The organism is Waltera intestinalis (assembly GCF_009695995.1).
Taxonomy (GTDB): domain Bacteria; phylum Bacillota; class Clostridia; order Lachnospirales; family Lachnospiraceae; genus Acetatifactor; species Acetatifactor intestinalis.
In genome coordinates this window covers 71,533-97,128 of the sequence record NZ_VUMU01000003.1, presented here as the reverse complement: position 1 = coordinate 97,128, position 25,596 = coordinate 71,533, and the positions used below count along the sequence as shown (strand labels likewise).

Below are 25,596 nucleotides of genomic sequence, written 5' to 3'. Positions count from 1 at the left end.
AGAGAAACGATATAAGCAATGATTATACTTCAAAGATCAGGTCGCCGTAGGTAGGTACCGGCCACACTTTCTTGTCAACCATCATCTCCAGTGCATCCACGGGAGCTCTCAGGTCATCCATTGCGGTATGTACCACATCTTTATAGAAGAAGGCAAGCTTCTTGGGATCTTCGATACCTGCTGCCTCTGCCAGCTTATCTTCCAGTGCGGTCTCTGCTGCCTGTGCCTCTGCCAGTTTCTCGGAAATACTCTTCAGAACTGTGGTCTGCACAGTAGCATCAGCGCCTGCACTCTTAACAGCCAGTACGGTATCCGCCAGAGTCTTGGTGTACTCCATAACTGCGGGAATGTACTGCTTCTTCGCCATATCTACCATGGTCAGAGCTTCGATGTTGATGGTCTTGGAGTAGGTCTCATACAGAACCTCCTCGCGGGATTCCAGCTCAGCCTTGGTGAAGATACCGAACTTCTCGAACAGCTTGATAGACTTTTCGGTGGTCAGAGTCTCGGAAGCTTCTACCATGGACTTGATGTTGGGAAGTCCTCTTCTGGCAGCTTCTTCTACCCATTCCTCGGAATAGCCATTACCATTGAAGATAATTCTCTGATGCTCAGTCAGGTACTTCTTGATCAGATCATGTACTGCAATATCGAAGTTGTCTGCCTTCTCCAGAATATCTGCTGCCTCACAGAAAGCCTCTGCTACGATGGCATTCAGAGTAGTGTTGGGGCTGGCGATGGAATCTGCACTACCTACCATACGGAACTCGAACTTATTACCGGTGAAAGCAAACGGTGAAGTTCTGTTACGGTCTGTTGCATCCTTATCCAGATCAGGCAGTGTGGATACACCGGTTAAAAGCTTACCGCCCTGGATAGAATGAGTTGCATCACCGGTCTCCACCAGCTGCTTTACCACATCCTCCAGCTGCTCGCCCAGGAATACGGAGATGATTGCGGGCGGTGCCTCGTTAGCTCCCAGTCTGTGATCGTTGCCGACATCGGATGCACTCTGACGAAGCAGATCCGCATGGGTATCTACGGCCTTCAGGATACATGCCAGTACCAACAGGAACTGGATGTTCTCGTTAGGAGTATCGCCGGGATCTAACAGGTTTACACCGTTATCGGTTCCCAGAGACCAGTTGTTATGCTTACCGGAGCCATTCACACCGGCGAAAGGCTTCTCATGAAGCAGACAGGTCATGCCGTGACGTCCCGCTACCTTTTTCATGGTCTCCATAACCAGCTGGTTGTGATCTACTGCAATATTTGCAGTCTCATAAATGGGAGCCAGCTCATGCTGTGCGGGAGCTACTTCGTTGTGCTGTGTCTTCGCGGTTACGCCCAGCTTCCACAGTTCAATGTTAAGATCCTTCATGAAAGAGCCGATTCTCTCACGGATGGTACCGAAGTAATGATCCTCCAGCTCCTGTCCCTTGGGTGCGGGTGCACCGAACAGGGTACGTCCGGCAAAAATCAGGTCTTCACGCTTCAGGTATTTATCTCTGTCTACCAGGAAGTATTCCTGCTCAGGTCCGACGCTTGCTACAACCTTGGTAGCTTCGGTGTTGCCGAACAGTCTTACGATACGAAGTGCCTGGGTGCTGACAGCTTCCATGGAACGCAGTAACGGTGTCTTTTTATCCAGTGCCTCACCCTTGTAAGAGCAGAAAGCAGTGGGAATGCAGAGGATCACGCCGGTCGCATCCTCTTTCAGGAATGCGGGAGATGTGATATCCCATGCAGTATAGCCTCTTGCCTCAAAGGTTGCTCGTAAGCCTCCGGAGGGGAAGGAAGATGCATCGGGTTCGCCCTTGATCAGCTCCTTACCGGAGAACTCCATGATCATCTTGCCGTACTCATCGGGATGAGTTACGAATGCGTCATGCTTCTCAGCCGTGATACCGGTCAGTGGCTGGAACCAGTGAGTATAATGGGTTGCTCCGTTCTCGATGGCCCAATCCTTCATTGCCTTTGCCACAACATCAGCGGTTGCCAGAGACAGCTCTCCGCCGTGATCAATGATCTTCTTTACTTCTTTGTATACGCTCTTGGGCAATCTTTCCCTCATTTTCCCCAGAGTGAATACCTTACTGCCAAAGATTTCTTCCACGTTTAATACTTCACTCATCTTCGTTTCCTCCTTAATTTGCAATTTTTCATGCTTCCTGCGACTTACTTGCACAAAAAGAAAGGCGCTACACTACTAGTGTAAACGCCTTTGTTCGCATTGAAAAATATTTACTTGTGAGGATCGCTCCTCTATGGTTCATTACTATACAACAGTTTTTTTTCGATTGCAATACCCTTTTTGAAAAAATTTTATGATTGCATCCGAAACGACCTTTGAAACGTTCTATACCTCAAAAAGCAGATCCGCATACGTCGGGAACGGCCAGTATTTTTTATCTACCAGTTTTTCCAGTTCGTCAGCGGGCTTTCTCAGCGCAGTCATAGCCACCATGACTTCATCGTGATAGCAGAATGCCTGCTCCTTGCCTCTCTCCATTGCGGATGCCTTCTTTTCGACATTGAGCAGTGCCTCCGAAGCCTTCTCCATCTCAGTCAGCTTTTGCGTGATCTGCTGCAACATACGGACAGGCACATAGGTATCTCCCCCTGCTTCCGTAATGGCAATGACAGCATCCGCCAGAGACTTGCTGTACTTCATGACTGCGGGGATGATCTGCTTATTTGCCATATCCACCATGGTCAGTGCCTCGATATTGATGGTCTTCGCATAGGTCTCATACAGTACCTCCGCACGGGAACGCAGCTCTGCTTCGGTGAAGATACCGAACTTCTCAAACAGATGGATCGCCTTGGGTGTGGTCAGAGTATCTACTGCTGCTACCATGGAAGGAATATTGGGCAGTCCTCTTCTGGCTGCTTCCTCTTCCCATTCCCTGGCATAACCGTTGCCGTTGAAAATAATACGCTGGTGCTCGGTCATATATTCCTTGATCAGATCATGTACTGCCATATCGAAGTCTTCCGCTCCCTCAAGCCGATCGGCCGCTTCACAGAAAGCCTCTGCAACAATGGCATTCAGAGTGGTGTTGGGGCTTCCGATGGAATCCTCACTGCCAACCATACGGAACTCAAATTTATTGCCTGTGAAAGCAAAGGGTGAAGTACGGTTTCTGTCGGTGGCATCCTTTACAAAATCAGGTAATGTGGATACACCGGTACGCAGTACGCCGCCTTCTTTCAGATTGTCGGCCTTACCGGTCTCCACCAGCTGTGCCACCACATCCTCCAGCTGCTCGCCCAGGAAAATAGAGATGATAGCAGGAGGTGCCTCATAGCCACCCAGTCTGTGATCATTGCCTACATTAGATGCACTCTGGCGCAACAGATCCGCATGGGTATCTACTGCCTTCATGATACATGCCAGCACTAACAAAAACTGAATATTTTCATTTGGAGTCTGTCCCGGCTCCAAAAGATTCACGCCGTTATCCGTAGTGATGGACCAGTTGTTATGCTTACCGGAACCGTTCACGCCGGCAAAAGGCTTCTCGTGCAGCATGCAGCGCAGGCCATGCTTGCCTGCCACGCGTTTCAAAGTCTCCATTACCAGCTGGTTATGATCTACTGCCACATTGGCAGACTCATAAATCGGTGCCACCTCATGCTGTGCGGGTGCTGCTTCGTTGTGCTGTGTCTTGGAAGTAACGCCCAGCTTCCACAGTTCGATGTTCACATCGTGCATGAAACCGCCGATGCGTTCACGGATAACGCCGAAGTAATGGTCATCCATCTCCTGACCCTTGGGCGCAGGAGCACCAAACAGGGTCCGTCCGGCGAAAATAATATCTTCACGCTGCAATGCCTTGGCAGAATCCACCAGGAAATATTCCTGCTCTGCGCCGACGGAGGGCAGTACCTTGGTTGCCTCTGTATTACCGAACAGACGCACAATACGGATTGCCTGTTTGCTCAGAGCTTCCATGGAGCGAAGTAACGGTGTCTTTTTATCCAGAGCTTCGCCCTTATAAGAACAGAAAGCAGTGGGGATGCAAAGGGTCGGACCGGTCGCGGTCTCTTTGATAAATGCAGGAGAGGTAATATCCCATGTGGTATAACCTCTTGCCTCAAAAGTCGCACGCAAGCCCCCGGACGGGAAAGAAGATGCATCCGGCTCGCCCTTGATCAGTTCCTTACCGGAAAATTCCATGATCATACGGCCATCCTCATCGGGATGTGTTACAAAAGCATCGTGTTTTTCAGCGGTGATACCAGTCAACGGCTGGAACCAGTGAGTATAATGGGTCGCCCCGTTCTCAATCGCCCAGTCTTTCATGGCCGTCGCCACTACATCTGCTGTCGCCGGGGAAAGTTCTCCTCCCTGATCCATAATCTTTTTTACTTCTTTGTAAGTGCTCTTGGGGAGTCTCTCCTTCATCTTGCCCAGGGTAAATACCTTGCTGGCAAAAAGCTCCTCTACATTCAATTCCTCGCGCATGTCCCTACTTCCCTTCGGTATACTATAGAATTATTATCCAATATAGTTTACAACACGTGCGTTATGATGGTCAATTACTATTTTTTCGTTTTATTGATATGTTTTTCCAAAAATATCCGCAAATGTTTCAAATTGCAGTATCATTCGACAGCTCACAGATACTTTCCGTCCCCAAAGTTTCTCCTTCGTAATTATTTATTTTTCTCTTTCTGACAAGCGCACCAAAAAAGTTATTTATCAAACATGTACTTATACTGCAGTGTACGATAATCCGGGAATTCATCACCTTGTCCGGACCAGGAATATACGTTACCTTCACTGTCCCTATAACCATTTATCGTGATCACCGGATACTCTTCCATCAGTTGTTCCAAATAATTGAAATATGCATTTCCGGGAATTCCGGCTGTCTTCAACAGTAATGCACCCAAATAATTTGAACTGATATCCATTCCTTCCTGTTCCTCAATCTCATAATTTGCCCAAATCACGAACGGAGTCTTATATTTATTGAACTGGAACTCTTCTTCTGTCATTCCTTCTGTCTGATCATAGATTGTATTATAAAAATCTTCATTTTCAATTTGCGGATGATGATCGCCGAACATGCAAATAATCACTTTTTCATCCTGTTGTTCAAAGTAATTCACCAGCTGTGAAAAGGCATCATCTGACTCTTTTATCAACGATAAAAACAGATCCGCTTCCGCATCGGAGGCATTCACTGCATGTATGGAATATGCTGTTTCATTGTCTGCTTCCCTGCTATAACCACTATGATTCTGCATTGTCAGATCAAAGACAAAGATTCTCTCTCCAGCCGCCTTCTGCTCATATAATTCCTCAATTTTTTTGTAAGTTTCCACGTCAGCTACGCCATGATGAAGATATCTTGCCCCGGTAAAATCTTCTTTCCACAGGCTTTGATCAAAATTCAGGTATTTATAAACTTTATCGCGATTCCAGTTCTGTCTGCGTTCCGGATGCATGGAATATGTCTTGTATCCATTTGCCTGCATCACAGTCACCAAAGATTCTGTTGGTCCCTTGATTCCCTGCATATAAGGATAATATGACTGCGGAAAAAACGCCATTGTGTTTCCTGTCAACGCTTCAAATTCTGTCTTGCAGGTACCTCCTCCCCAAGTGGATACATTCGCATATCCATGAATTGTATTTTTCTTCAATCCATAAATAAATCCTAAATTTTCCTCACTGATTTCAAGATTGCCAAGTACTCTGAGATCCGTAAAACTTTCATTCATAATCATAATTACATTGGGCATATCATCCGTAATCGGAGTATTCATCTTCTGATATTCTTCCTGTAATTCTTGAGCTCTTTCCGCTGAGTAGTCCGCATATTCAATATCTTTCATATCCTGCAGATCCAGGCATGTCGCCACCAGATAACCATTTTGAAGATATGTCATATTTCTGTGAAATCCTGTCACATTCTCAAATCCATGCTTCACCAGTAAATCCGTGTCAACAAACATATGATAGCTCACTATAGCTGTCAGCACCGCCGCTATGATCCCACTCCCCCGGAGAATCCATTTTTTTGGTGTGATTACTGTCTTTTTGATATGAGGGATCCTGCATCTCCAGGCAATCACTCCCAAAAGAATTGCAATACCCCATGCAAAAATCAAATGATCATTTGGTGTATAATCATACCCTCCCATAACCTGTGCAGCTGTCCCCGCAGCAGAAATATCACTGATGCGGATTGGTTCCCCACGGAAAGAATAAACATAGTAATTGGCTGTATACAGAACTGTCAGGAATACGTCCGTCACTATTGCAGTAGTCGAAATTGATCCGAAACAAAGCAATAAAATAATCTCCAATCCGTACATCATTCCAATATTCCACTTCATAGCATTCGGTAATAATACAATCTGTATTGCAGACAAAAGCTCCAAACGTCTTCCCAAAAGATAGGGAATTGTCATAAGCACCAGTATTCCGACAATGTTTCTGATCCATTTTTTGTCCGGAAATGGGAATGCAATAAAGAAAGCAATGAGCAAACACAGAATCACGATGCGCACTACTTTCATTCGGTCCAAAATATCCTCATATTCGTATAAAAGTAAGAGTTGCCCCGTTTCCTTATTTTCTCCAAAATACAACGTTCTGTTTTCCGAAATGCCATCCTCTTTATTGCACGCTTGAAGTTGTGGCTGTGTTCCGTTTTCTGTCTTGTCCAATTTTATCCTCAGTTCGTATTCCTTCCACTGAGATACCTGCTGACTTACATCTATTTCTGTGTATTTGTCCAATTGGATTTCTTCATAGGGAATCTGTATTATGCTGAAAGCTTCATCCTCCCCTTTTTCCGTCAAGGTTATCGTCAGGAATCCCCCTTGCATGGAATCTTCCGGTGCGGTAACTACAATGCCTATCTTTTTTAATTCTCCTGTGCCATATGGTCTGAAAATCTGGCAAACAGTATTTCTCTCATAATCGCCATCTAAATTCCACCGGTTTTCACCCGTTGCAAAATTGACCTCATCCGAGACCAGCCACTGCCTGTGCAGTGTCAGTAAAACAGTAATCATAAGCATGAATAATACTGCTCGGACTATTCCGTATTTTCTTTCAGAGAAAATCTTTTTCATTCTAACTCTATCCTTTGTTCCAATTGGATTTATTCATCAGTGGTTTTCCAGACGTAACAGATCATACTTCTCCGCAGCCTCGGATAATTTTATCCACAACACCTGCTTGGGATGGGGCGCACTATCCACACTTTCCCCATCTTCTGTATACATTGCCTCCACAGTCACAGGTACATTTGTGCCGTCCGGCTTCATGATCTCGATCGTATCTCCCACGCAGAATTTATTCCGCTGTTCGATCCGGCACAGATTATCCTTTACCGCCTCCACGATTCCAAGATAGATATATTCATTCACATAGGTGTTATTATCATAGATCTGTGTATTCTCATCTGGTTTTCCGAAATAAAATCCGGTGGTAAACTGTCTGTAGGTACACTTTGAAATTTCGGTCTGATACCAGTCCATATTTTTCTCATACAATTTCGGATCGGTAAAATAGTCATCAATGGCTTTCCGATAAGTTCTGGCCACAGTTGCGACATACAATGCCGTCTTCATACGGCCTTCGATCTTCAGGCTGTCAATACCTGCTTCCACCAGTTCCGGAATATGCTCGATCATACACAGATCCTTGGAGTTAAAAATATAAGTTCCTCTCTCATTCTCATATACCGGAAGATATTCTCCGGGTCTGGTCTCTTCCACCACAGCATACTTCCAACGGCAGGGATGGGTACAGGCGCCTCTGTTGGCATCTCTCCCGGTAAAGAAATTGCTCAGCAGGCATCTGCCGGAATAAGAGATACACATTGCACCATGGACAAAGCTTTCAATCTCCATTTCTGCCGGAATCTTTTCCCGGATTCCTTTGATCTCCACCAGAGACAGCTCTCTGGCCGACACGACTCTCTTCGCTCCCAGTTTCCACCAGAACAGATAGGTCTCATAATTCGTATTGTTAGCCTGTGTTGAAATGTGCACTTCCACCTGAGGCCATACTTCCTTCGCAATCATAAACATTCCCGGATCTGAAATGATCAACGCATCCGGCTGTTCCGGTTTCATATCCCGCAGTTCGGCAAAATATTTTCTGGCCCCATCAAGGTCATAGTTATGTGCCAGAATATTGGCCGTTACATATACTTTTACGCCATGCGCATGAGCAAATGCCACACCCTCTGCCATTTCCTCACTGCTGAAATTCTTCGCTTTGGCCCGCAGTCCGAATGCTTCTCCTCCGATATATACTGCATCTGCCCCGAACATTACCGCAGTCTTCAATACTTCCAGACTGCTGGCCGGGATCAAAAGTTCCGGTTTTTTATAAGTCATGATTTTTCTCCTTTTCTTCATTGTCAGCAGACGGTTTCCTAAATATTTTTTGAATGATCTCAAGGATAATCAAATATATCAATATTGATCCACACCAACAAGTTGCTATAATAATCACTTTGTCTTTATGCGTATAATAACAATACTGTGATACCGTTTGCTGTTCTTCTCCAAATGTCTGTTGCCCCTCTGATGTAACGAATGTATTTTCCGATGCTATCCCTGTTTTATCCGCAGAATACATCAACCGCCAGTCATAAGGCAGATCCTCCGTTGCACAAATGGTCCAATAATATTGTTCCCCCACTTTCAACTTTTTCTTTACAGGAATGGTATAATACAGACCACTCTGCATTTTCGCAATTGATATCTGATCATCGTAAATTTTTTTCCCTTTTTCATCATAAATTGCAAATTCAAGCGTCTCATTACCGACAGCATTTTCATCAAAATCAGCTACTATATCAATCCCGGACAGCCAACTCATCTGTGGGATAAAATATTGTGTAGTGCTCACACCCTTTGCATATGGCGAATTATAATTTCCATATGCGCTATTACTTTTGCTCCAAAAAAAATCATGCGCCAGATATCCCGGCCAAAAAGACAATTCAAGCAAAATCATAAGTATGGTCAGCGCTATCATAAGTATTCTTTTGAAAATTATATTTTTATTCATGTATTCTATTCCTTTTAGTTTTCGGTAATAAAAGTAATTATTAATGACATTATATTTTACATATGATAAGATAGTTTATATATTACATCATAGATAAAGGGCAAACAACAATGAAAATTTCTAAAAAATATAGCTACTATTTCATCCTGGGTCTGATGTTCCTCTGTACAATATTATTAAGGGTTTACAAACTGGCGCAGCTTCCCGATATCCTTCATATTGACGAAGCCGGTCTGGGCTACAATGCATGGTGTCTGGCTCACTACGGAACGGATCGCTATCTGAATGTACATCCTTTTTACGCGCAAAATTTCGAAGGCGGTCAAAGCCCTCTATATACCTACCTGCTTGTCCTTCTGATCAAAACAATCGGCTGCGGAAATGTCTCCCTATGGCTTACCAGACTTCCAGCAGTGATTGCCAGTCTGCTTCTCTGGGGTGTCGGCGTAAAAAGCATCTCTCTGATTTTCCATGACAGGAAATTCACTATTGCCGCCGCATGTTTTCTTGCTTTTTGTCCTTATTACATTATGTCCGGAAGGTTCGCGCTGGACTGCAATCTGATGTTGTGCTGTTGCGCTGTCTCCCTGCTGTTTTTGCTGAAATACATTCAGACCAACAAACTTCCTTTTTTAATTTTTTGTGGTATTTCTTTTGGATTTACCATGTATTCTTATGCTCTGAGTTATTTTATGGTTCCGATTTTTCTGGTTCTGATTACTTTATATCTGTTGTATACACGTAAGATAACTTTTCCAAGAGCGATCTTATTTGCTATTACGGTTTGTATTACGGCAATTCCCGTGATTCTTTTTGCCTGCTCTCTGCTGTTTCAATGGGAACCGATCCATTTTCTGGGTTTTGTCATCTCCCCAATTGCTTCCGATCGCATGAAAGACGTAGCCTCATCCAGTTTCTGGGAAAACGTGACTGATATCATAAAAATCACATTAACCCACAGTTTTTATCCTCAGGATGCAGTAGATAAGTTCTACACTCTTTATCCCGTCTCCATTCCCTTTATCGTGTTGGGAATGGTGTATTCTGTTTACCGGGTAGTCATCTCTGTTGTAAAGAAAACTTTTCATCCTGCTAGCTTATATCTTTTCTTTTACATCAGTGGATTAATTACCATAGGGCTTACCGGTACACAATATGTCTACCGTGCCAACAGTTTTTTCATTTGTTACCTTTATTTCTGGATAAGTGGCATTGCTCTTGTTTACAACTTTCTATCCGTTTATCGCAAGCCGTTTGCTACAGTTCTTGCCTGCAGCTATCTTCTCTGGACGGCTTCTTTCATGAATTACTATTTCCGAATTTATACCCTTGCGGATCAATATCCGAATTCTCTTTATAACGTACCTATCAACGAAGCTGTTGACTACGTCAAGACTCATGCTAAATTTACAACACTCTATCTGGACTGTACCGGTATGAGTGAATTCTACTACTTTTATTACCCAGCCGATCCCGCTACGCGAGATGATGATCACTACATAAAAGGCTCTCACAGTTATAAATTCTGGATATATTACAAAACTCCCGTAGATTCATCCAATGCCTATCTTGTCCGTAAAGAGAATAGAGAATTTCTTGAAAAATTAAGTTTTTCCGGTATTTCTTTTCAGACGGTGGAATACCCACATTACTATTTGTTCTACTTCGAATGATAATGCTGTCAGAAGCCCCAGCCAGCTTATTGTCAGGAATAACAGTGTATACTTTGACAATGGTCGATAAGAGTATACAATGCCTGATGTAAGCTGCCCGGATATAATATCTCCACCGATTTTCGCTACCCCCAATTCCAGCATAGGATTCACATTGTCTTTCGTAAAACGAAGATACACAGGTCCTTCATTTTCTTCCAAATGTATCACAATTCTATAGTTACTGTCTCTCTTGAAATTCCAATCAACAGGAACTTGCACGTATTCGGTGTCCGCTAATTCCGCTAATTTCCAGTTTAGTTCATATAATGTCTTTTCATCATCGCGTATTTCAATAATACACTGTCCCTTGACTGATTCCGTGCGAATTCCCATAGCAAAGTTTTTCACACGTGGAAAAGATGGAAGGAATTCTTCCTCTATTTGTTCTCCTTTTGGCAGTTCTATCTCCTGATATTCTACGTTTCCGTTCAGGACACTGACATCTTCTCTTGCCGTTAACGTCAACATGACAGCAAGAATACAAAGAATCCCCCACTTGCAAAATGTATAGATTCGATCCCTCCCACTGCAATTATCTTTACATGTGGTAATGCTTCCGCAGAGCAGGAATAAAATGCCTGTAATTGCCACCCCCCAGATACGATATGTAAAAAAGTGATGTCCCAGGGTATGATTTGCCAACACAAAATACCATACAAACGAAGATAAAGTAATCAGTAAATACGCACCATTCTTTTCCTGCCGTACTATTTGCGTTTTTCCGTTCAGGCTCTTATAAATAAACCATGTCAACCAAATGGCAAGCAGTGCTGTATATAAAGGATATTCGTAATGTTTCCAATTATCATACAGTGCCTCCAGACGCGCAATGAGATTCAATGACTCTTCAGATCCACTACGGAACAGCACTTCTTTCCAGGCTTCCTGTATCACATTTCTGTGCACGATCCATCCTGCCAATGCCCACTTGCCAAACCACATTCCCGCATATCCAAGAATCCAGCACAGTCCGGACACAAAGACTGTTTTCACGTAATTTAAAGCCTTCTGACCATCCTCAGACAGCAGGATCAGTAAAAATAAAGGAAATGCCCATGTATAAAGCGGATAGGTCAGCAAATCTAAAAAACTTGTCAGCATACCGGCAATTACAAAAATATATGGAATCCTTTTTTCGGTAAACCATGTATGTCGGTAGCATATTAAAAGAGACAACGCCATTGCTATATAAAAAATCCAGCTGAACTGCAATGATAAAAACATAGCCATAGGCATCATAAGAAAATATGAAGTCAGTAACGCCAGCGCATATCTCTGCCCCTTTTTCTCCCATATAAAGTGTGCAACGAAAAACATCATCATTAATTGCAATATACAGTTGAGAAATCTGAATTGCTCGTAATCCATAAAAAGTAACAGTACTCTCAGAATCACCACATACCCATGCCAATAATAGGTGTACCCCTCCATATTCATGGCTTCCCATAAGGGATTCCCTTCTATCTGCCTCGTTGCCTTTGCAAGCATCAATCCATCCGTAGCGCCATCAAGTACTCCCGGTAAATAACTGTGGAAATAGGTATCCAGAGAGCTTTTCAGTTGTGTTGCAGAAGGATACCATCCTTCTCCTTCCAAAGAGTCTATGGATTTTTGGGCATTTGTCTGATTTACGGGAATGCAGTACACAAGCGTAATAAGTATTGCTCCCAACAATACTCCCGCCACAATCATAGCCAGCACTTTCAATAGTCCGACAATTTTTTTTTGCACACTTTTCATCTTACCTGTTCTCCTCATTCCTTACTACTTTCGTGCTCAGCGTCACGCCATCCCCCACGGGCAGAATCACTGTCTCCAGTTCGGGATGATGTTTTAATTCGTATAAATATTCCCGCATTCTCGCATGGATCGTACGGTTGCGCCTGGTGACCGCAAATCGGGATTCTATGATATCTCCGTCCTGCAATACATTATCCGAGATCAGCAGACCACCCGGAGACAGAAGTCTCAGGATATCCGGCAGGAAATTAATATATTGTCCCTTGGCCGCATCCATGAAGATCACATCGTAAGTACCGTCCAATTCTTTCAGTATCTCTGTGGCATCGCCTTCCAAAAGAGTGATTTTGTCTTCTCTTCCATATTTATCAAAATTTTCTCTGGCTATGGGGATTCGTTTTTCATATTTTTCTATGGTTGTGATATGGCAATCCGCCGGCGCATATTCACTCATAAGTAACGCAGAAAAGCCGATAGCAGTCCCGACTTCCAGGATGCTCTTCGGCTTTGTGTATGTCAGTAGAAATTTTAACAGGCTTTGCATAGATCTGCGTATGATCGGAACCTGCGTGTCCAGCGCATATTTTTCAATTTCATTCAGCCATGCGGGATTCCCGCTGTCCAGAGAATCGATAAATGCGGACATTCTCTCGTCTATGATCATAATACTCCCCGTTTCTATTGTCCGTTTTTATTGTGCAACGGTTTCCAGCGGTTGTGTCTCGCCGGTCAGTGCGCTGCCGTTATCTATGGTCTCAACGGATTCTTCTTCCGTACTTTCCGTCTGTCCAGCCATGACTTCCATCATTTCCTCTGCGGTCATAGCAGTACTCAGTTCATAAGTTCCGGGGTTCCAATCCTTTTTATACTCAGATAACAGATACTGTAATGCGAACAGTCTGCCGTCTCGTACCAGTCCCTTTTCCTGCATGACCGTACCGATCTCCGTTGCGGACATGTCCGAGGTCAGGGTTACTGTGATCTTACGTCCCTCTCCGGCAGAGACCGCCGGTTCTGTGAAAATACGATAACCGTAGTCATAGCAGGTGGATGCTCCCGTGTAGATCAGATATACTACAACCACCACAAATACTACTTTTAAGATCGTACCCAATACGGCACCCGCCAAATTTGCTGTCTTCATATCTTATGCCCTTTCTTACTCGAACTTCATCTGATCGGTGACATAGAGTCCGATCTCCTGCATCATACGGCAGAAAGCCAATTCCGCAGCAAGAAAATCAGATACCAGCGGATTCTCACGGAACGCTTCATTCTCTCTGGTGAACTGATCAATCTTGTCAAAATTGGTGTCCTTACTGGTCTGCAGTTCAAAGTTTCTGGTCCGGAAATCATCGATCTGCCGTTTCAGCTCCGGCTGCTCTTTGACACGCGCCAATTGCCTCTGATATTCCAGATAGGCATCCGTGTTCCGGATTGCGCCGACCAGTTGTTTCACTGCCTCGTTCACATTTTCGTCCGCTGTAATCTTCATCTGCTTACGACCTTTCCAGCAATCGCTAATATTACACTTCCATAATGATCGGAAGGATCATGGGACGTCTCTTGGTCTTCTTCCATACATAATCACCGAGGACATCCTTGGTAGTAGTCTTCAGTTTGCCCCAATCCGTGATTCCCTTATCCAGGCATGCCTGCAGTGCATCATCCACAGTGCGGCGTGCTTCCTCGATCAGTTCATCGGATTCCTTCACATATACAAAACCTCTGGATACGATATCGGGACCGGCTACCAGCTCACCACTGGCCCTATCCAGACTCATAACCACGATCATAATACCATCTTCTGCCAGGTGCTGTCTATCTCTGAGGACCACATTTCCTACATCACCGACACCCAGTCCGTCTACCAGGATCGCACCGACGGGTACCCTTCCGGCAACTTTCGCCTGTTCCTCGCTGACTTCCAGTACATCTCCGGAAGAGAGGATGAAAATATTGTCCTTGCTGATACCAAGGCTCTCTGCGATCTTTGCCTGTGCTTTCAGGTGTTTATATTCACCATGCACTGGCACCGCATACTTCGGATGGATCAGCGTGTAGATCAGCTTGATCTCTTCCTGACAGGCGTGTCCGGATACATGGGCATCCTGAAAAATAACATCTGCGCCCTTGCGAAGCAATTCATTGATGATCTTGGTAACCGACTTCTCATTTCCCGGGATCGGGTTGGAGGAGAAAATAACCGTATCTCCCGCGCCGATGGTGATCTTGCGGTGCATGTTGTTGGCCATACGGGACAGGGCTGCCATACTCTCGCCCTGGCTTCCGGTGGTGATGATCACCTGCTGTTCATCGGGATAATTTTTCATCTGATCCAGATCCACCAGAGTGTTTTCGGGAATATTAATGCACTCCAGCTTGATGGCGGTATCCAGAATATTCACCATACTGCGGCCTTCCACAGCTACTTTACGGCCAAATTTATAGGCTGTGTTGATGATCTGCTGTACACGATCCACATTGGATGCGAAAGTCGCCACAAAAATTCTGGTATTTTTATGTTCTTCAAATAAGGTATCAAACGTCTTACCTACGGTCTTCTCGGAAGGGGTAAAACCGGGACGCTCGGCATTGGTGGAATCGCACATCAGTGCCAGTACACCCTTTTTACCGATCTCGGCAAAACGCTGTAAATCAATGGCATCTCCATAGACCGGAGTATAGTCTACCTTGAAGTCTCCGGTGTGTACCACGATACCGGCAGGGGAATAAATTGCCAGTGCTGCGGCATCTACGATGCTGTGATTCGTCTTGATGAATTCCACACGGAAATCACCCAGATTGATGGACTGACCGAACTTCACCACTTTGCGTTTGGTCTTCTTCATGAGATTATGCTCTGTCAGCTTGTTCTCAATGATCCCCATGGTCAGACGGGTTGCGTAGATGGGCACATTGATATCACGCAGCACATAGGGCAGTGCTCCGATATGATCCTCATGTCCATGAGTGATGACAAATCCCTTTACCTTATCGATATTATCCTTCAGATATGTTACATCGGGAATGACCAGATCGATTCCCAGCATATCATCCGCAGGGAAAGACAGTCCACAGTCCACCACAATAATACTGTCCTCATACTGGAAGGCAGTAATGTTCATACCGATCTGCTCCAGACCGCCCAAAGGAATGATCTTCAGGCCTGAAGCGTTACTATTCTCTTTTTTCTTTTTCAACGAATTTACCTCCAAATTCTATACGTCTATACAACTGTTCTTAGTGTATGTATCCAGGCGTTAGAATGGATTGTTATGCTTTGCAAAGAAAGACCTGTGATTTACCTCCCGTTTTCACGGCTCTCTTCTCGAAAACTCCCGTGAAAATCAGATATCCCAGATCTTACGATTTCATCAAAATAACGGTTTTTTCTCATGCCCTTCGTGTATTCCCTGTCACTTTTGGCATAAAATCCATTATATGTCGAAATCGGCAAAGCCTCCAATATCCCTCTCTGCCAATCATACAAATCATATATAAATATAAGACCGTCCTTCTCGCAGGACCGCCTGTATTTATCTAAAATTAAATTAAATCAATGTCCTCCAGCATATCCGCAAATACTCCGGATACCGCTTCCAGTTCTTCATCATCGGAGACTACATCATAAATGCTCTCTTCTTCACCATCCTGAGACATATCCTTCAGGATCAGGGCATCTCCGTCTCCCTCTTCCACATCGGTTACCAGGATGTAATTGTGTCCACCGATTCTGGTCTGTTCCAGTACATAAAATTCTACAGGTTCTTCGCCCTCCGGGCGAAATGTGATCTTTTCCAATTTACTCATTCTGATTCCTTTTTCTTCTCATTGTTCCTGCGATCCAGATATCCCTGCAGGATCAGGGTTGCTGCGATCATATCCACGTAATCCTTGCGGTTCTCGCGACGGATTCCCGCTTCCATCATTGCCTTGTCCGCAGCTACGGTAGTCAGTCTCTCATCCCAGAAATATACAGGCAGACCGGTCCTGCGTTCCAGCTTCTCCTTGAACTCTTTGGTCAGTTCCACGCGGACACCCTCGGTATCGTTCATGTTCTTGGGAAGTCCCAGAACGATCTCTTCCACTTCGTTCTCCACGATCAGTTCCTCGATCCGGGCCAGCGTCTGTCGTAATTTATTTTCTTCTTTGCGGCGAATGATCTCCACACCCTGCGCTGTCAACAGCAGACTGTCACTGATTGCCACGCCCACGGTACGTGAGCCGAAATCCAAACCCATGATACGCATGTGGGTCCTCCTGATAACTGTAATTATTTCCAGTGTTTTGTCCTGATATACTCCGTGAGCAGTTCTTCCACCAGTTCGTCACGCTCTACCTTCATGATGAGGCTGCGGGCATTTTTGTGACTGGTAATATAAGTGGGGTCTCCACTCATAATATAACCAACGATCTGATTCACAGGGTTATATCCCTTCTCTGTCAGTGCCTCATATACGGTAGAGAGCACCAGCTTTACGCCGGTCTCAGGTTCTGTCTCTACCTTGAAGTATTGTGTATTTCCTAAGTCCTGCATACGATCCTCTTATTCTGCATTAATGCAATTTCTGTAACTATTCAGAGCCCCATTCGCAAAACCGCTGCTGTGCAGCTCTGAATAGTTGCAAATTTTCCGTTATGCCTTATATTACCGCATTTAATTTGAAAATTCAAGGGGTGATAACAACAGGATCTCATCATTTACAAATCCTTCCACCGTGCCGCGCACTACGGTATTGGTCACCGCTTTTTCGCCGTTCTCTGCCAGGGGAACCGCTACTTTCACATAATCTCTTGTATGTCCCAGTAGATATTCCACTCCGTCCAGCTCCTTTATCTCCTCCAGCAGCACCTCCGCTTCCCTGCCCAGATAATGCGCCCGGAATCGCTTCGACTGCTCTTTCTCCATAGCCAGAAGTTCTCCGCTTCTTATGGTTTTCACGGGATCCGGCACCTGGTGAGACATCACGGCCGCTCTGGTGCCTGCCCGCTTGGAATACTTGAAAATATGCATCTCGAAGAATTGAATCCGGTCTAAAAATTCCTTTGTCTGCGCAAACTCTTCCTCGGTCTCCCCAGGGAATCCCACGATGACATCCGTAGTAATGGCAGGATGATCAAACACCTTGCGGAGCAGTGCTACGCTTTCCGCATATTCTTCGGAAGTGTACTTACGGTTCATACGGCGCAGTGTCGCATCACAGCCGCTCTGTAAGGACAGATGAAAATGTGGACACAGCTTCGGCAGTGCCGCCATTCTTGCTGCGGTCTCCTCTGTGACGATGCGGGGTTCCAGGGAACCGATGCGGATCCGCTCAATACCTTCAATATCATGGATCCGTTCCAGCAGATCGATCAGCTTGCTGCTGCCGGAATAATCTCTTCTCTCCTCGTCTTCTTTTAATACGGAGACACTTTCTCCCCGCTTCCAGGCTTCCTCATCGAAATCAATGCCATAAGAACTGATATGGATACCTGTCAGTACGATCTCCCTGTAACCGTTCTTCGCCATACCGGTGATCTCCCGGATGATATCTTCCGCCCTGCGGCTGCGGACTCTGCCCCTGGCATAGGGGATGACACAGTAAGAGCAGAACTGATTGCATCCATCCTGAATTTTAATATAGGCACGGGTGTGCTCCGCCGTCTGTTTCAGAGTCATTTCTTCGTATTCTGCGGTATGGTTAATATCTATGACAGTAGTGTCATGCAGAGTCTTGTCCACACCATGTCCGGCATTTTCTGCATTCTCCGCCACCGCATCTTCCTGTTCCAGATCCCGTAAATATTCCTCAAGAATGGATGCCAGATCCTTCTTGCGGTTGTTGCCGATCGCCAGATCAATGCAGGGATCCTGCTCCACATCTTCCCTTCCGGTCTGCACATAGCAACCCACTGCCACTACCAGTGCCGCCGGATTTTTCTGCTTCGCACGATGAAGCATCTGACGGCTTTTCCGGTCTGCAATATTGGTAACTGTGCAGGTATTTACAATGTAAATATCCGCGATTTCATCAAATGGTACAATAGTATAACCTTTTTCTTGTAACATTTGTTGCATTACTTCTATTTCATAGGAATTAACCTTACATCCAAGGTTGTGTAATGCTACACTTTTCATAGGATTCCTCACTTTTTTTGTATTGTTTTCGTCTTGACTTTTGGTCGTTCAGCCATTAATATGAAGTCAGAAGGTATGACACACATTAAGGAGGTAGTCAACATGAAGACAGTTCAGATTTCTTTAAATTCTATTGATAAGGTAAAATCTTTCGTAAACGATATTACTAAGTTCGATTATGATTTCGATCTTGTATCCGGCAGATACGTAATTGATGCAAAGTCCATCATGGGTATCTTCAGTTTGGATCTTTCCAAGCCTATCGACCTGAACATCCATGCAGAGGATGGCGCTGATGAGGTTCTGGAAGTATTAAAGCCTTATCTGGTATAAGTTACCGATTCGGAAGTCCGAATACATAGTAAAACAGAGAACACCTTGAGAGACGCAATCCTCTTGAGGTGTTTTTTATATGCCATTCCAAAAAAGTAACTATTCAGTACCTCTGTTTCCCCGGTTCTGAATAGTTACTCTGCATTCGCACTTATGCTTCCGCAATGATCAGTTCTTTGGTCTCTAATGCGGTCTTCACCAGTTCGTCAATCTTCTCATCCAGATTATGTTCATGTCTGCGGATCACCTTTACATTCGGCTTCGTCACGGGATGTTTTGCCACGAAGATGGTACAACAATCTTCATAAGGCAGAATGGAAGTCTCGTAAGTGCCGATCTTCTCGGATACTTCTACGATCTCCTGCTTGTCAAACCCGATCAGAGGACGGTATACCGGTAGTTCACATACTTCATTGGTAGCGATCAGGGAATTCATAGTCTGGGATGCCACCTGTCCGATGCTCTCACCGGTGATCAGGCCCAGGCACTCCGTCTCTTTCGCGATCTGTTCCGCGATCCGCATCATATAACGGCGCATGATGATGGTCAGTTCCTCATGCGGACATTTCTCATAGATATATAACTGAATATCGGTAAAGTTGATCACATGCAGGTAGATCGGTCCGGTATAACGGGCAACGATCTTCGCCAGATCCACTACTTTCTGCTTCGCACGCTCGCTGGTGTAAGGCGGTGCATGGAAATATACCGCATCGATCTTGACGCCTCTCTTGGCGATCATATAACCGGCCACAGGAGAATCAATACCTCCGGAGAGAAGCAGCATTCCCTTGCCGCCGGTACCTACGGGCATTCCTCCGGGACCGGGCAGGATCACGGAATAAATATAGATTTCTTCACGGATCTCAATGTTCAGCATGATATCGGGATGATGTACATCCACCTTCATATTGGGATAAGCCTTCAGGATAGCTTCTCCCATATCCATGTTGATGGTCATGGAATCCTTGGGGTAATTTTTCCGGGCACGTCTCGCTGCCACCTTGAACGTCTGGTTACAGTCGGGATATACCTTTGCAATGTAGTCGATCACGGTCTCACACAGCTTCTCGAAGCCCTCATCCTGTACGTGCACCACCGGACAGATCCCGGAAATGCCGAAGACTCTCTGCAGGTGCGCTACCACTTCATCATAGTCGAATCCCGACTCTGCATCCACGAAGATACGTCCCTGCGTCTTGTGTACCAGGAATTCTCCTTCACATTTTTTCAGTGCGTATTTGATCTGGCGTACCAGAGCATCCTCGAACAGATAACGGTTTTTTCCCTTAATGCCGATCTCGGCATATTTTATCAAAAATGATGTAAACACGTTCTTTTCCTTTCTTGTTTTATCTACGGCTGTATCTGCGTAACATAGGTACTATATTGTACAATGCCCGTAAGCATACGTCAATCTCTTCTTCCGTGGTAAATACGGAAAAGCTGAATCTTATGGTGGAATCCAGCAGGGATTTGTCGACACCGATGGCTTTCAGTGCAGCGGAAGGCTGCGGTTTGTGTGCGGAGCAGGCACTTCCCGCCGATACATAGATTCCCTTGTCCTCCAGTGCATGCAGGAGCACTTCACTTCTGACGCCGGCAAAAGATACGCTGACAATGTGTGCCGCCGTTCCCTCACCGTACGGTGCATCCGGCAGAAGTCCGTTGACCGTCACCTGATCCAGTTCTCTTACGCCCTCGATAAATCGTCTCTTGCAGGCACAGAGTCTCGCATGATCCTCATCGAAACGACTGTACAGCATTTCCGCTGCTTTTGCAAGTCCTGCAATCCCCGGTACATTTTCCGTACCGGAACGAAGATTCTGCTGCTGTCCGCCTCCGAATACAATGGGTTGGATCTTGACCTTGTCTCCCACATATAAAAGTCCGACACCCTTCGGTCCATGGATCTTGTGTCCGCTGACCGACAATAGGTCGATGTGCATCTTTTTCGGATAGATCCTGGATTTGCCGAATCCCTGTACCGCATCCACATGGAACAGCGTATCCGGGTTCATCTGTTTGATCAGAGCTCCGGCTTCCTCAATGGGCTGCAGGGCTCCGATCTCGTTATTCGTGTGCATGATAGATACCAGAATGGTCTCCGGCGTCATAGCTTTCCTTAAGTCTTCCAGCCGGATACGTCCGCAGGGATCCACCGGCAGATAAGTGACGCGATACCCCTGGCTCTCCAGATAACGCATAGTCTGCAGGATAGCGGGATGTTCGATTTGCGTCGTGATCAGATGATTGCCTCTACGGCAATTCGCCAAGGCGCAGCCGATCAACGCCATATTATCGGATTCTGTTCCCCCGGAAGTAAATAAAAGTTCTCTCTCCTCCACCTTCAGTATCCTCGCCAGAGTCTCCTTGGCATAACGGAGGTATTTCTCTGCCTCCACTCCCTTCATATGCAGGCTGGAGGGATTTCCGTAATCTTCACACATGATCTTTGTCATCAATTCGGCTACTTCCGGAAAAGTTCTGGTCGTAGCGGAATTGTCCAAATAGACTTCCATTCTCTTCTTCTCCTTGCTATCTATCTGTGTAGCAGCTACTCAAAGTCCATTCGCCGGATCGCTCTTTCAAAACTTTCCGTTTACTCTGAATAGTTACTATATTCTTCTTATGATTAAAATATGCCAAAAGCAGATACTCTGTGCCGCCCATCCGCTAATTTTCCAACTGATACATCAGCCATGCGATAGTCGTAAATCCGGCTGTCTCTGTACGAAGAATCCTCTTGCCCAGCGTAATGGGTTGGATTCCGGCCTCTGTGGCGGTCCGGATCTCCTCCGGATCAAAGCCGCCTTCCGGACCGATGAAAATAGCGATCCGCTGACCCGGCTTTACACTTTCGATCAGCTGTTTCGTCTGTTCCATCCCCTCTGCCAGTTCGTATGGCACCAGCTTCAGATCCATTTCTGATGCCATTTTCACTGCCTGTGCATAGCTCATTACAGGTGCCACCGTCGGGATCACACCTCGTTTGCTCTGCTTGGCGGCTGCTTCCGCAATTCCCTGCCAGCGCTTTATTTTGCTGTCCGCTTTTTTCTCATCCAATTTCACCACGCAGCGTTTCATTGCTACTGGAATCACCTGAAAAGCTCCCAGTTCCACTGCTTTTTGAATAATGAGTTCCATTTTATCCGCCTTGGGCAGCCCCTGGAACAGGTAGATCTTTGCGGGAAGCTCCACACCATCTTCCTTGATAAAACGTAGTTCCAGACGAACACAGTCTTCCTCCAACGCCAGGATCCCGCAACGGTATTCCCTGCCGTCGATTCCGTTGCTGACCGCCACTTCCTCACCGGGACGCATCCGCAGTACATTTTTGATATGATTCACATCGTTCCCCCGGATGATGACGCTTTTTCCCGCCACATCGATCTGCTCCGGTTCTACAAAAAACTGATACATAAACACTCCCGCTTCCGACTTCTAGTTCTTCCTTGCGGTCACACTGACCCATTCTCCCTGATAAGTGACTTCCAGTACTTCCAGGCCTGCTGCCTTCACTGCCTCCACCACAGTCTGCTCCTTGTCATCAATAATTCCGGAGGTAATGTAGATACCGCCCTTTTTCAATTGATGTACGATCACGGGAGTCAGTGGCACCAGCACATCTGCCAAAATATTGGCTACCACGATATCATAGCACTCATAACCCACTTTGTCCTGTACTTCTTTATCGGTAATGATGTTGCCGATCATCATGTCGAATTGTGCCGGATCAATGCCGTTCACTTCACAGTTCTGTGCCACAGCTTCCACCGCACAGATATCCAGGTCAGTTCCCACAGCATGTTTTGCGCCAAACATCAGAGATAAAATTGCCAGAATACCACTGCCGGTTCCTACGTCCAGAAGCTCCGTCTCTGGGGTAATGAACTTGCGCAGCTGACGGATACACAGCTGTGTAGTCTCATGCATCCCGGTACCGAACGCCGTGCCGGGATCGATATGGAGCACCATTTTATCGGTATCCTCAGGCTTGATATTTTCCCAGGAAGGGATGACCAGGATGTCATCAATATAGAACTGATGGAAATACTGCTTCCAGTTATTGATCCAGTCAATGTCCTCCGTCTCATCCACGACGACGGAACCTTCTCCAATATCCATAAACTGACGTAAATCTTCCAGTTCCTGCTTCACATCGGCAAGCACTGCTTCGGTGGTAGTCTTCTCACCAGCTACTTCCAGACTGCCGTCTTCTTTTTCCTCTACGAAAAAGCTTAAGTATGCAATGCCATCATCCTCCGGTCCGTCCGGCAGGATGTCCACGAACATCTGCTCCTTCTCCATCGCAGTCAGAGGCACCTTGTCCTCGATCTGTGCACCCTCCAGTCCCAGATCATACAGGGTACTGATAATAATATCTTCCGCATCTGTCACGGTCTTTATTCTGAATTTCACCCACTTCATATTGTGATTCCTTTCTGTTTTGGTTATTTTAATTCGTTACTTGCGGCTCACAAATTCGTGCTATCGCACTCTATATCATCAGCCCTGTCTTTTCCTTGCTCTTCTCGATCCTGTGGTTCAATTTGCGGAATGGCGGTTCCAGTGCCAGTCCCAGTAATAATGCGATGATCAGGAACAGTACCATTTTGCCCACATTGATCCAGTAATCCACACCGTACATTCCTGCAATACATTCTTTAAACGCTTTCATGCCAAACTGGAACGGCAGGAAAGGATAGATCCACTGAAACACCTTCGGCAGCGCCTCAATGGGGAAGGTTCCTCCGCTTCCCGCTACCTGAATGACCATGACCACGATGGCCAGTGCCTCTCCCACATTGCCGAAAGCAAACGTCACGGAATACATAAAACAGCTGAACGCCGCACTTGCCACAGCTGCTGCCAGCCAGTATAGAAATTTATGCTGGCACTGGATCTCAATGTAGTAGAGATTGCCCAGGATCGTCAGCAGTGTCTGTGCCTGTCCGATGAGGAAAAACAGCAGATATCTGCCAAAGTATCTTTCATACTCTTTGTAATGATCTCCGGGATCAATGGGTTTCACACCCACATGGATGATAGCCACTAAAAACAGCGCTCCCACCCAGATCGCCAGGATCGTGTAAAACGGCGATGCCGCGGAGCCGTAGTGCTCCACCGGATAGACCGGTACCGTCTGAAGCTTCACCGGTGATGATACGAATTCCGCCACGGAAGTTGGATCGCTGGCCATGGCTTTCAGAATATCTTCATAAGAATCCGCTCCGGTGATCCGTTTTATATTATCCGCTATTTTACTTACCTTGTCCAGCAGTTCCTGTGCAATTGTCAGGGAATCCTGCAGGCTTAAATTGCCTTCCCGGATGGTCTGCTCATATTCTCCCAGAATATCCGAGATCTCATCCATATTCACATTCGTTCCGTTCATCATAGCCGCGGCATTTAAAAATGCCTGCTGCATGGATTTCCCGGTATTCCGGAAAGAAGGTCTGACATTATTATTGTAATCATTCATCAGGTTGTTCAGCTGCTTATTGCAGATCTGAATCTGTTCCCGGATCTGTGCCCGCAGCGTATTCACATCCGTGTCTACCTGACCCTTGCTGTTCTGCAGCTGTTTTAAATCCGCCTCGATATTTTTCAGAGACTGCTTGATCGCCTGAATCTGCGCATCCTGTCCGGTGACCAGGCTTCCCAGCACATCCATGTTGGCCTGCATTCCCTGTACCAGACCGATCGCCATTCCCAGTCCGGTATCGGTAGTACTTCCGATATTGTTACTGCCCATCTGATCCAGCAACCCATCCGAGAACACAGACAGATACTGTAACGCTTCCGTCACCATATCCATACTGCTGCTCACCATATCGCCCATAACATCCACTGCATCTACGCTGGAATTGATCATGGTCTGCATACCGATCATGGTATTTCGTCCGTTCTCCAGTACATTGTCCATATCCGGAAGCATATTCCGGCTGGTGGCCATGATCATCTCCGCAGAACTCATAATACTCTGGAAGGACTGCAGCATTACCACATAATCCTGCAGCTGTGCCTTTACGGAATCCAGTGAACCTGTCACACTGACCTGTCCGCTTGCATTCGCCATGGACAGTGCATTTCCGGCTTTCATGGCAGCTTCTGCCACGGTGCTGACAAATGTGGCATTCACCTGCTCCTGCACGGCATTTTTCGCTTTTCCGGTAATCTTGGGTGCGATACCGTTCTTTTTCTCGTTTTCATAATAGTAAATGGTAGGATGATCCACTTCTCCGTCCAGGAATCCCAACATCTCCTGTGTGAAGTTCTCCGGAATGATCAATGCCGCATAGTAATCACTGTTCTTAACTCCTTCCAGGGCTTCTTCGGTAGTCCCCGGGAATACCCACCCGATGGTGGTATTGGCCCCCAAAGCCTCCAGCACACTGTCTCCTACATTCAGGGAAAGTCCCATGATCTCCGCTCCGGCATCATCGGAAGCCACCGCCACCTTCAGCTGACTGGTAGCTGCAGGTTCATAGGGATCCCAGTTGGAGAAAATATTGAACCATGCATACAGTGCCGGGAGAATACTCAGTCCCATAATAATAACAACTGCCACCACATTATTGCTGATCCGACGGATATCGGTGGTAAATATTTTCCAGATGTTACGCATA

The 25,596-nt window shown here is 45.9% G+C and carries 21 protein-coding genes; 2 read left to right on the top strand and 19 right to left on the bottom strand.

The window, feature by feature from the left end; genetic code table 11:
- Positions 1–22 precede the first annotated feature (22 nt).
- From FYJ59_RS03830 to FYJ59_RS03810, 5 genes are all read right to left on the bottom strand, one after another.
- A complete protein-coding gene (locus FYJ59_RS03830) occupies positions 23–2,134 on the bottom strand; it encodes a glutamine synthetase III family protein (protein WP_154495353.1) in 2,112 nt (703 codons plus the stop codon).
- 225 nt (positions 2,135–2,359) lie between these two features.
- A complete protein-coding gene (locus FYJ59_RS03825) occupies positions 2,360–4,471 on the bottom strand; it encodes a glutamine synthetase III family protein (protein WP_022154079.1) in 2,112 nt (703 codons plus the stop codon).
- Positions 4,472–4,701: 230 nt separating this feature from the next.
- Positions 4,702–7,038: an LTA synthase family protein gene (locus tag FYJ59_RS03820; protein WP_205839442.1), complete on the bottom strand. Its 2,337-nt coding sequence runs from the start codon at positions 7,036–7,038 to the stop codon at positions 4,702–4,704.
- Positions 7,039–7,134: 96 nt separating this feature from the next.
- A complete protein-coding gene (locus FYJ59_RS03815; protein ID WP_154495349.1) occupies positions 7,135–8,373 on the bottom strand; it encodes a peptidase U32 family protein in 1,239 nt (412 codons plus the stop codon).
- Complete coding sequence (locus FYJ59_RS03810) at positions 8,363–9,052, bottom strand: hypothetical protein (protein WP_154495347.1); 690 nt, start codon at positions 9,050–9,052, stop codon at positions 8,363–8,365. The genes FYJ59_RS03815 and FYJ59_RS03810 overlap by 11 nt, the downstream gene beginning before the upstream one ends.
- 110 nt (positions 9,053–9,162) lie before the next feature.
- Here FYJ59_RS03810 and FYJ59_RS03805 point away from each other — a divergent pair, with 110 nt between their 5' ends.
- Positions 9,163–10,725, top strand: coding sequence for an ArnT family glycosyltransferase (locus FYJ59_RS03805; protein ID WP_154495345.1), 1,563 nt, complete (start codon positions 9,163–9,165; stop codon positions 10,723–10,725).
- On the opposite strand, the gene FYJ59_RS03800 is transcribed toward FYJ59_RS03805, so the two are convergent.
- From FYJ59_RS03800 to FYJ59_RS03760, 9 genes are all read right to left on the bottom strand, one after another.
- Positions 10,657–12,507, bottom strand: a complete 1,851-nt coding sequence (locus tag FYJ59_RS03800) for a hypothetical protein (protein ID WP_154495343.1) — start codon at positions 12,505–12,507, stop codon at positions 10,657–10,659. The genes FYJ59_RS03805 and FYJ59_RS03800 overlap by 69 nt on opposite strands.
- 1 nt (position 12,508) lies before the next feature.
- Positions 12,509–13,171, bottom strand: coding sequence for an O-methyltransferase (locus FYJ59_RS03795; RefSeq protein WP_154495341.1), 663 nt, complete (start codon positions 13,169–13,171; stop codon positions 12,509–12,511).
- A gap of 27 nt (positions 13,172–13,198) precedes the next feature.
- Positions 13,199–13,651 (bottom strand): endolytic transglycosylase MltG, encoded by a 453-nt coding sequence (locus FYJ59_RS03790; protein ID WP_154495339.1) that lies wholly within the window; start codon positions 13,649–13,651, stop codon positions 13,199–13,201.
- A 15-nt stretch (positions 13,652–13,666) separates the two neighbouring features.
- On the bottom strand, positions 13,667–14,002 hold the full coding sequence (locus FYJ59_RS03785) for a YlbF family regulator (protein WP_154495337.1): 336 nt from the start codon (positions 14,000–14,002) through the stop codon (positions 13,667–13,669).
- A 31-nt stretch (positions 14,003–14,033) separates the two neighbouring features.
- Positions 14,034–15,710, bottom strand: coding sequence for a ribonuclease J (locus FYJ59_RS03780; RefSeq protein WP_154495336.1), 1,677 nt, complete (start codon positions 15,708–15,710; stop codon positions 14,034–14,036).
- A 346-nt stretch (positions 15,711–16,056) separates the two neighbouring features.
- Positions 16,057–16,311 (bottom strand): DUF1292 domain-containing protein, encoded by a 255-nt coding sequence (locus FYJ59_RS03775; protein WP_118551822.1) that lies wholly within the window; start codon positions 16,309–16,311, stop codon positions 16,057–16,059.
- 5 nt (positions 16,312–16,316) lie between these two features.
- The gene (gene ruvX / locus FYJ59_RS03770; protein ID WP_118692321.1) at positions 16,317–16,760 is read right to left on the bottom strand and encodes a Holliday junction resolvase RuvX; all 444 of its coding nucleotides are present in this window, start codon (positions 16,758–16,760) and stop codon (positions 16,317–16,319) included.
- Positions 16,761–16,783: 23 nt separating this feature from the next.
- Complete coding sequence (locus tag FYJ59_RS03765; RefSeq protein ID WP_022152845.1) at positions 16,784–17,047, bottom strand: IreB family regulatory phosphoprotein; 264 nt, start codon at positions 17,045–17,047, stop codon at positions 16,784–16,786.
- Between the two features lie 120 nt (positions 17,048–17,167).
- Complete coding sequence (locus FYJ59_RS03760; protein WP_154495334.1) at positions 17,168–18,631, bottom strand: MiaB/RimO family radical SAM methylthiotransferase; 1,464 nt, start codon at positions 18,629–18,631, stop codon at positions 17,168–17,170.
- A 102-nt stretch (positions 18,632–18,733) separates the two neighbouring features.
- On the opposite strand from FYJ59_RS03760, the gene FYJ59_RS03755 reads away from it, so the two are divergent.
- The gene (locus FYJ59_RS03755) at positions 18,734–18,964 is read left to right on the top strand and encodes an HPr family phosphocarrier protein (protein WP_022152847.1); all 231 of its coding nucleotides are present in this window, start codon (positions 18,734–18,736) and stop codon (positions 18,962–18,964) included.
- Positions 18,965–19,115: 151 nt separating this feature from the next.
- On the opposite strand, the gene thiI is transcribed toward FYJ59_RS03755, so the two are convergent.
- The 5 genes from thiI to FYJ59_RS03730 form a co-directional block, all read right to left on the bottom strand.
- Positions 19,116–20,297 (bottom strand): tRNA uracil 4-sulfurtransferase ThiI, encoded by a 1,182-nt coding sequence (gene thiI / locus FYJ59_RS03750; protein WP_328597199.1) that lies wholly within the window; start codon positions 20,295–20,297, stop codon positions 19,116–19,118.
- Positions 20,298–20,316: 19 nt separating this feature from the next.
- The gene (locus tag FYJ59_RS03745; RefSeq protein ID WP_154495332.1) at positions 20,317–21,486 is read right to left on the bottom strand and encodes a cysteine desulfurase family protein; all 1,170 of its coding nucleotides are present in this window, start codon (positions 21,484–21,486) and stop codon (positions 20,317–20,319) included.
- 154 nt (positions 21,487–21,640) lie between these two features.
- Positions 21,641–22,387, bottom strand: a complete 747-nt coding sequence (locus tag FYJ59_RS03740) for a 16S rRNA (uracil(1498)-N(3))-methyltransferase (RefSeq protein WP_154495330.1) — start codon at positions 22,385–22,387, stop codon at positions 21,641–21,643.
- A 21-nt stretch (positions 22,388–22,408) separates the two neighbouring features.
- Positions 22,409–23,395: a 50S ribosomal protein L11 methyltransferase gene (prmA, locus tag FYJ59_RS03735; RefSeq protein ID WP_022152851.1), complete on the bottom strand. Its 987-nt coding sequence runs from the start codon at positions 23,393–23,395 to the stop codon at positions 22,409–22,411.
- Between the two features lie 70 nt (positions 23,396–23,465).
- Positions 23,466–25,595, bottom strand: coding sequence for a YhgE/Pip domain-containing protein (locus FYJ59_RS03730; RefSeq protein ID WP_154495328.1), 2,130 nt, complete (start codon positions 25,593–25,595; stop codon positions 23,466–23,468).
- Position 25,596 lies beyond the last annotated feature (1 nt).

Bases quoted from the DNA above. Each gene is read 5' to 3' on its own strand.
- FYJ59_RS03830 (WP_154495353.1), bottom strand. From the start codon at position 2,134: ATGAGTGAAGTATTAAACGTGGAAGAAATCTTTGGCAGTAAGGTATTC.
- FYJ59_RS03825 (WP_022154079.1), bottom strand. From the start codon at position 4,471: ATGCGCGAGGAATTGAATGTAGAGGAGCTTTTTGCCAGCAAGGTATTT.
- FYJ59_RS03820 (WP_205839442.1), bottom strand. From the start codon at position 7,038: ATGATTACTGTTTTACTGACACTGCACAGGCAGTGGCTGGTCTCGGAT.
- FYJ59_RS03815 (WP_154495349.1), bottom strand. From the start codon at position 8,373: ATGACTTATAAAAAACCGGAACTTTTGATCCCGGCCAGCAGTCTGGAA.
- FYJ59_RS03810 (WP_154495347.1), bottom strand. From the start codon at position 9,052: ATGAATAAAAATATAATTTTCAAAAGAATACTTATGATAGCGCTGACC.
- FYJ59_RS03805 (WP_154495345.1), top strand. From the start codon at position 9,163: ATGAAAATTTCTAAAAAATATAGCTACTATTTCATCCTGGGTCTGATG.
- FYJ59_RS03800 (WP_154495343.1), bottom strand. From the start codon at position 12,507: ATGAAAAGTGTGCAAAAAAAAATTGTCGGACTATTGAAAGTGCTGGCT.
- FYJ59_RS03795 (WP_154495341.1), bottom strand. From the start codon at position 13,171: ATGATCATAGACGAGAGAATGTCCGCATTTATCGATTCTCTGGACAGC.
- FYJ59_RS03790 (WP_154495339.1), bottom strand. From the start codon at position 13,651: ATGAAGACAGCAAATTTGGCGGGTGCCGTATTGGGTACGATCTTAAAA.
- FYJ59_RS03785 (WP_154495337.1), bottom strand. From the start codon at position 14,002: ATGAAGATTACAGCGGACGAAAATGTGAACGAGGCAGTGAAACAACTG.
- ruvX (WP_118692321.1), bottom strand. From the start codon at position 16,760: ATGCGTATCATGGGTTTGGATTTCGGCTCACGTACCGTGGGCGTGGCA.
- FYJ59_RS03765 (WP_022152845.1), bottom strand. From the start codon at position 17,047: ATGCAGGACTTAGGAAATACACAATACTTCAAGGTAGAGACAGAACCT.
- FYJ59_RS03760 (WP_154495334.1), bottom strand. From the start codon at position 18,631: ATGAAAAGTGTAGCATTACACAACCTTGGATGTAAGGTTAATTCCTAT.
- FYJ59_RS03755 (WP_022152847.1), top strand. From the start codon at position 18,734: ATGAAGACAGTTCAGATTTCTTTAAATTCTATTGATAAGGTAAAATCT.
- FYJ59_RS03745 (WP_154495332.1), bottom strand. From the start codon at position 21,486: ATGGAAGTCTATTTGGACAATTCCGCTACGACCAGAACTTTTCCGGAA.
- FYJ59_RS03740 (WP_154495330.1), bottom strand. From the start codon at position 22,387: ATGTATCAGTTTTTTGTAGAACCGGAGCAGATCGATGTGGCGGGAAAA.
- prmA (WP_022152851.1), bottom strand. From the start codon at position 23,395: ATGAAGTGGGTGAAATTCAGAATAAAGACCGTGACAGATGCGGAAGAT.
- FYJ59_RS03730 (WP_154495328.1), bottom strand. From the start codon at position 25,595: ATGCGTAACATCTGGAAAATATTTACCACCGATATCCGTCGGATCAGC.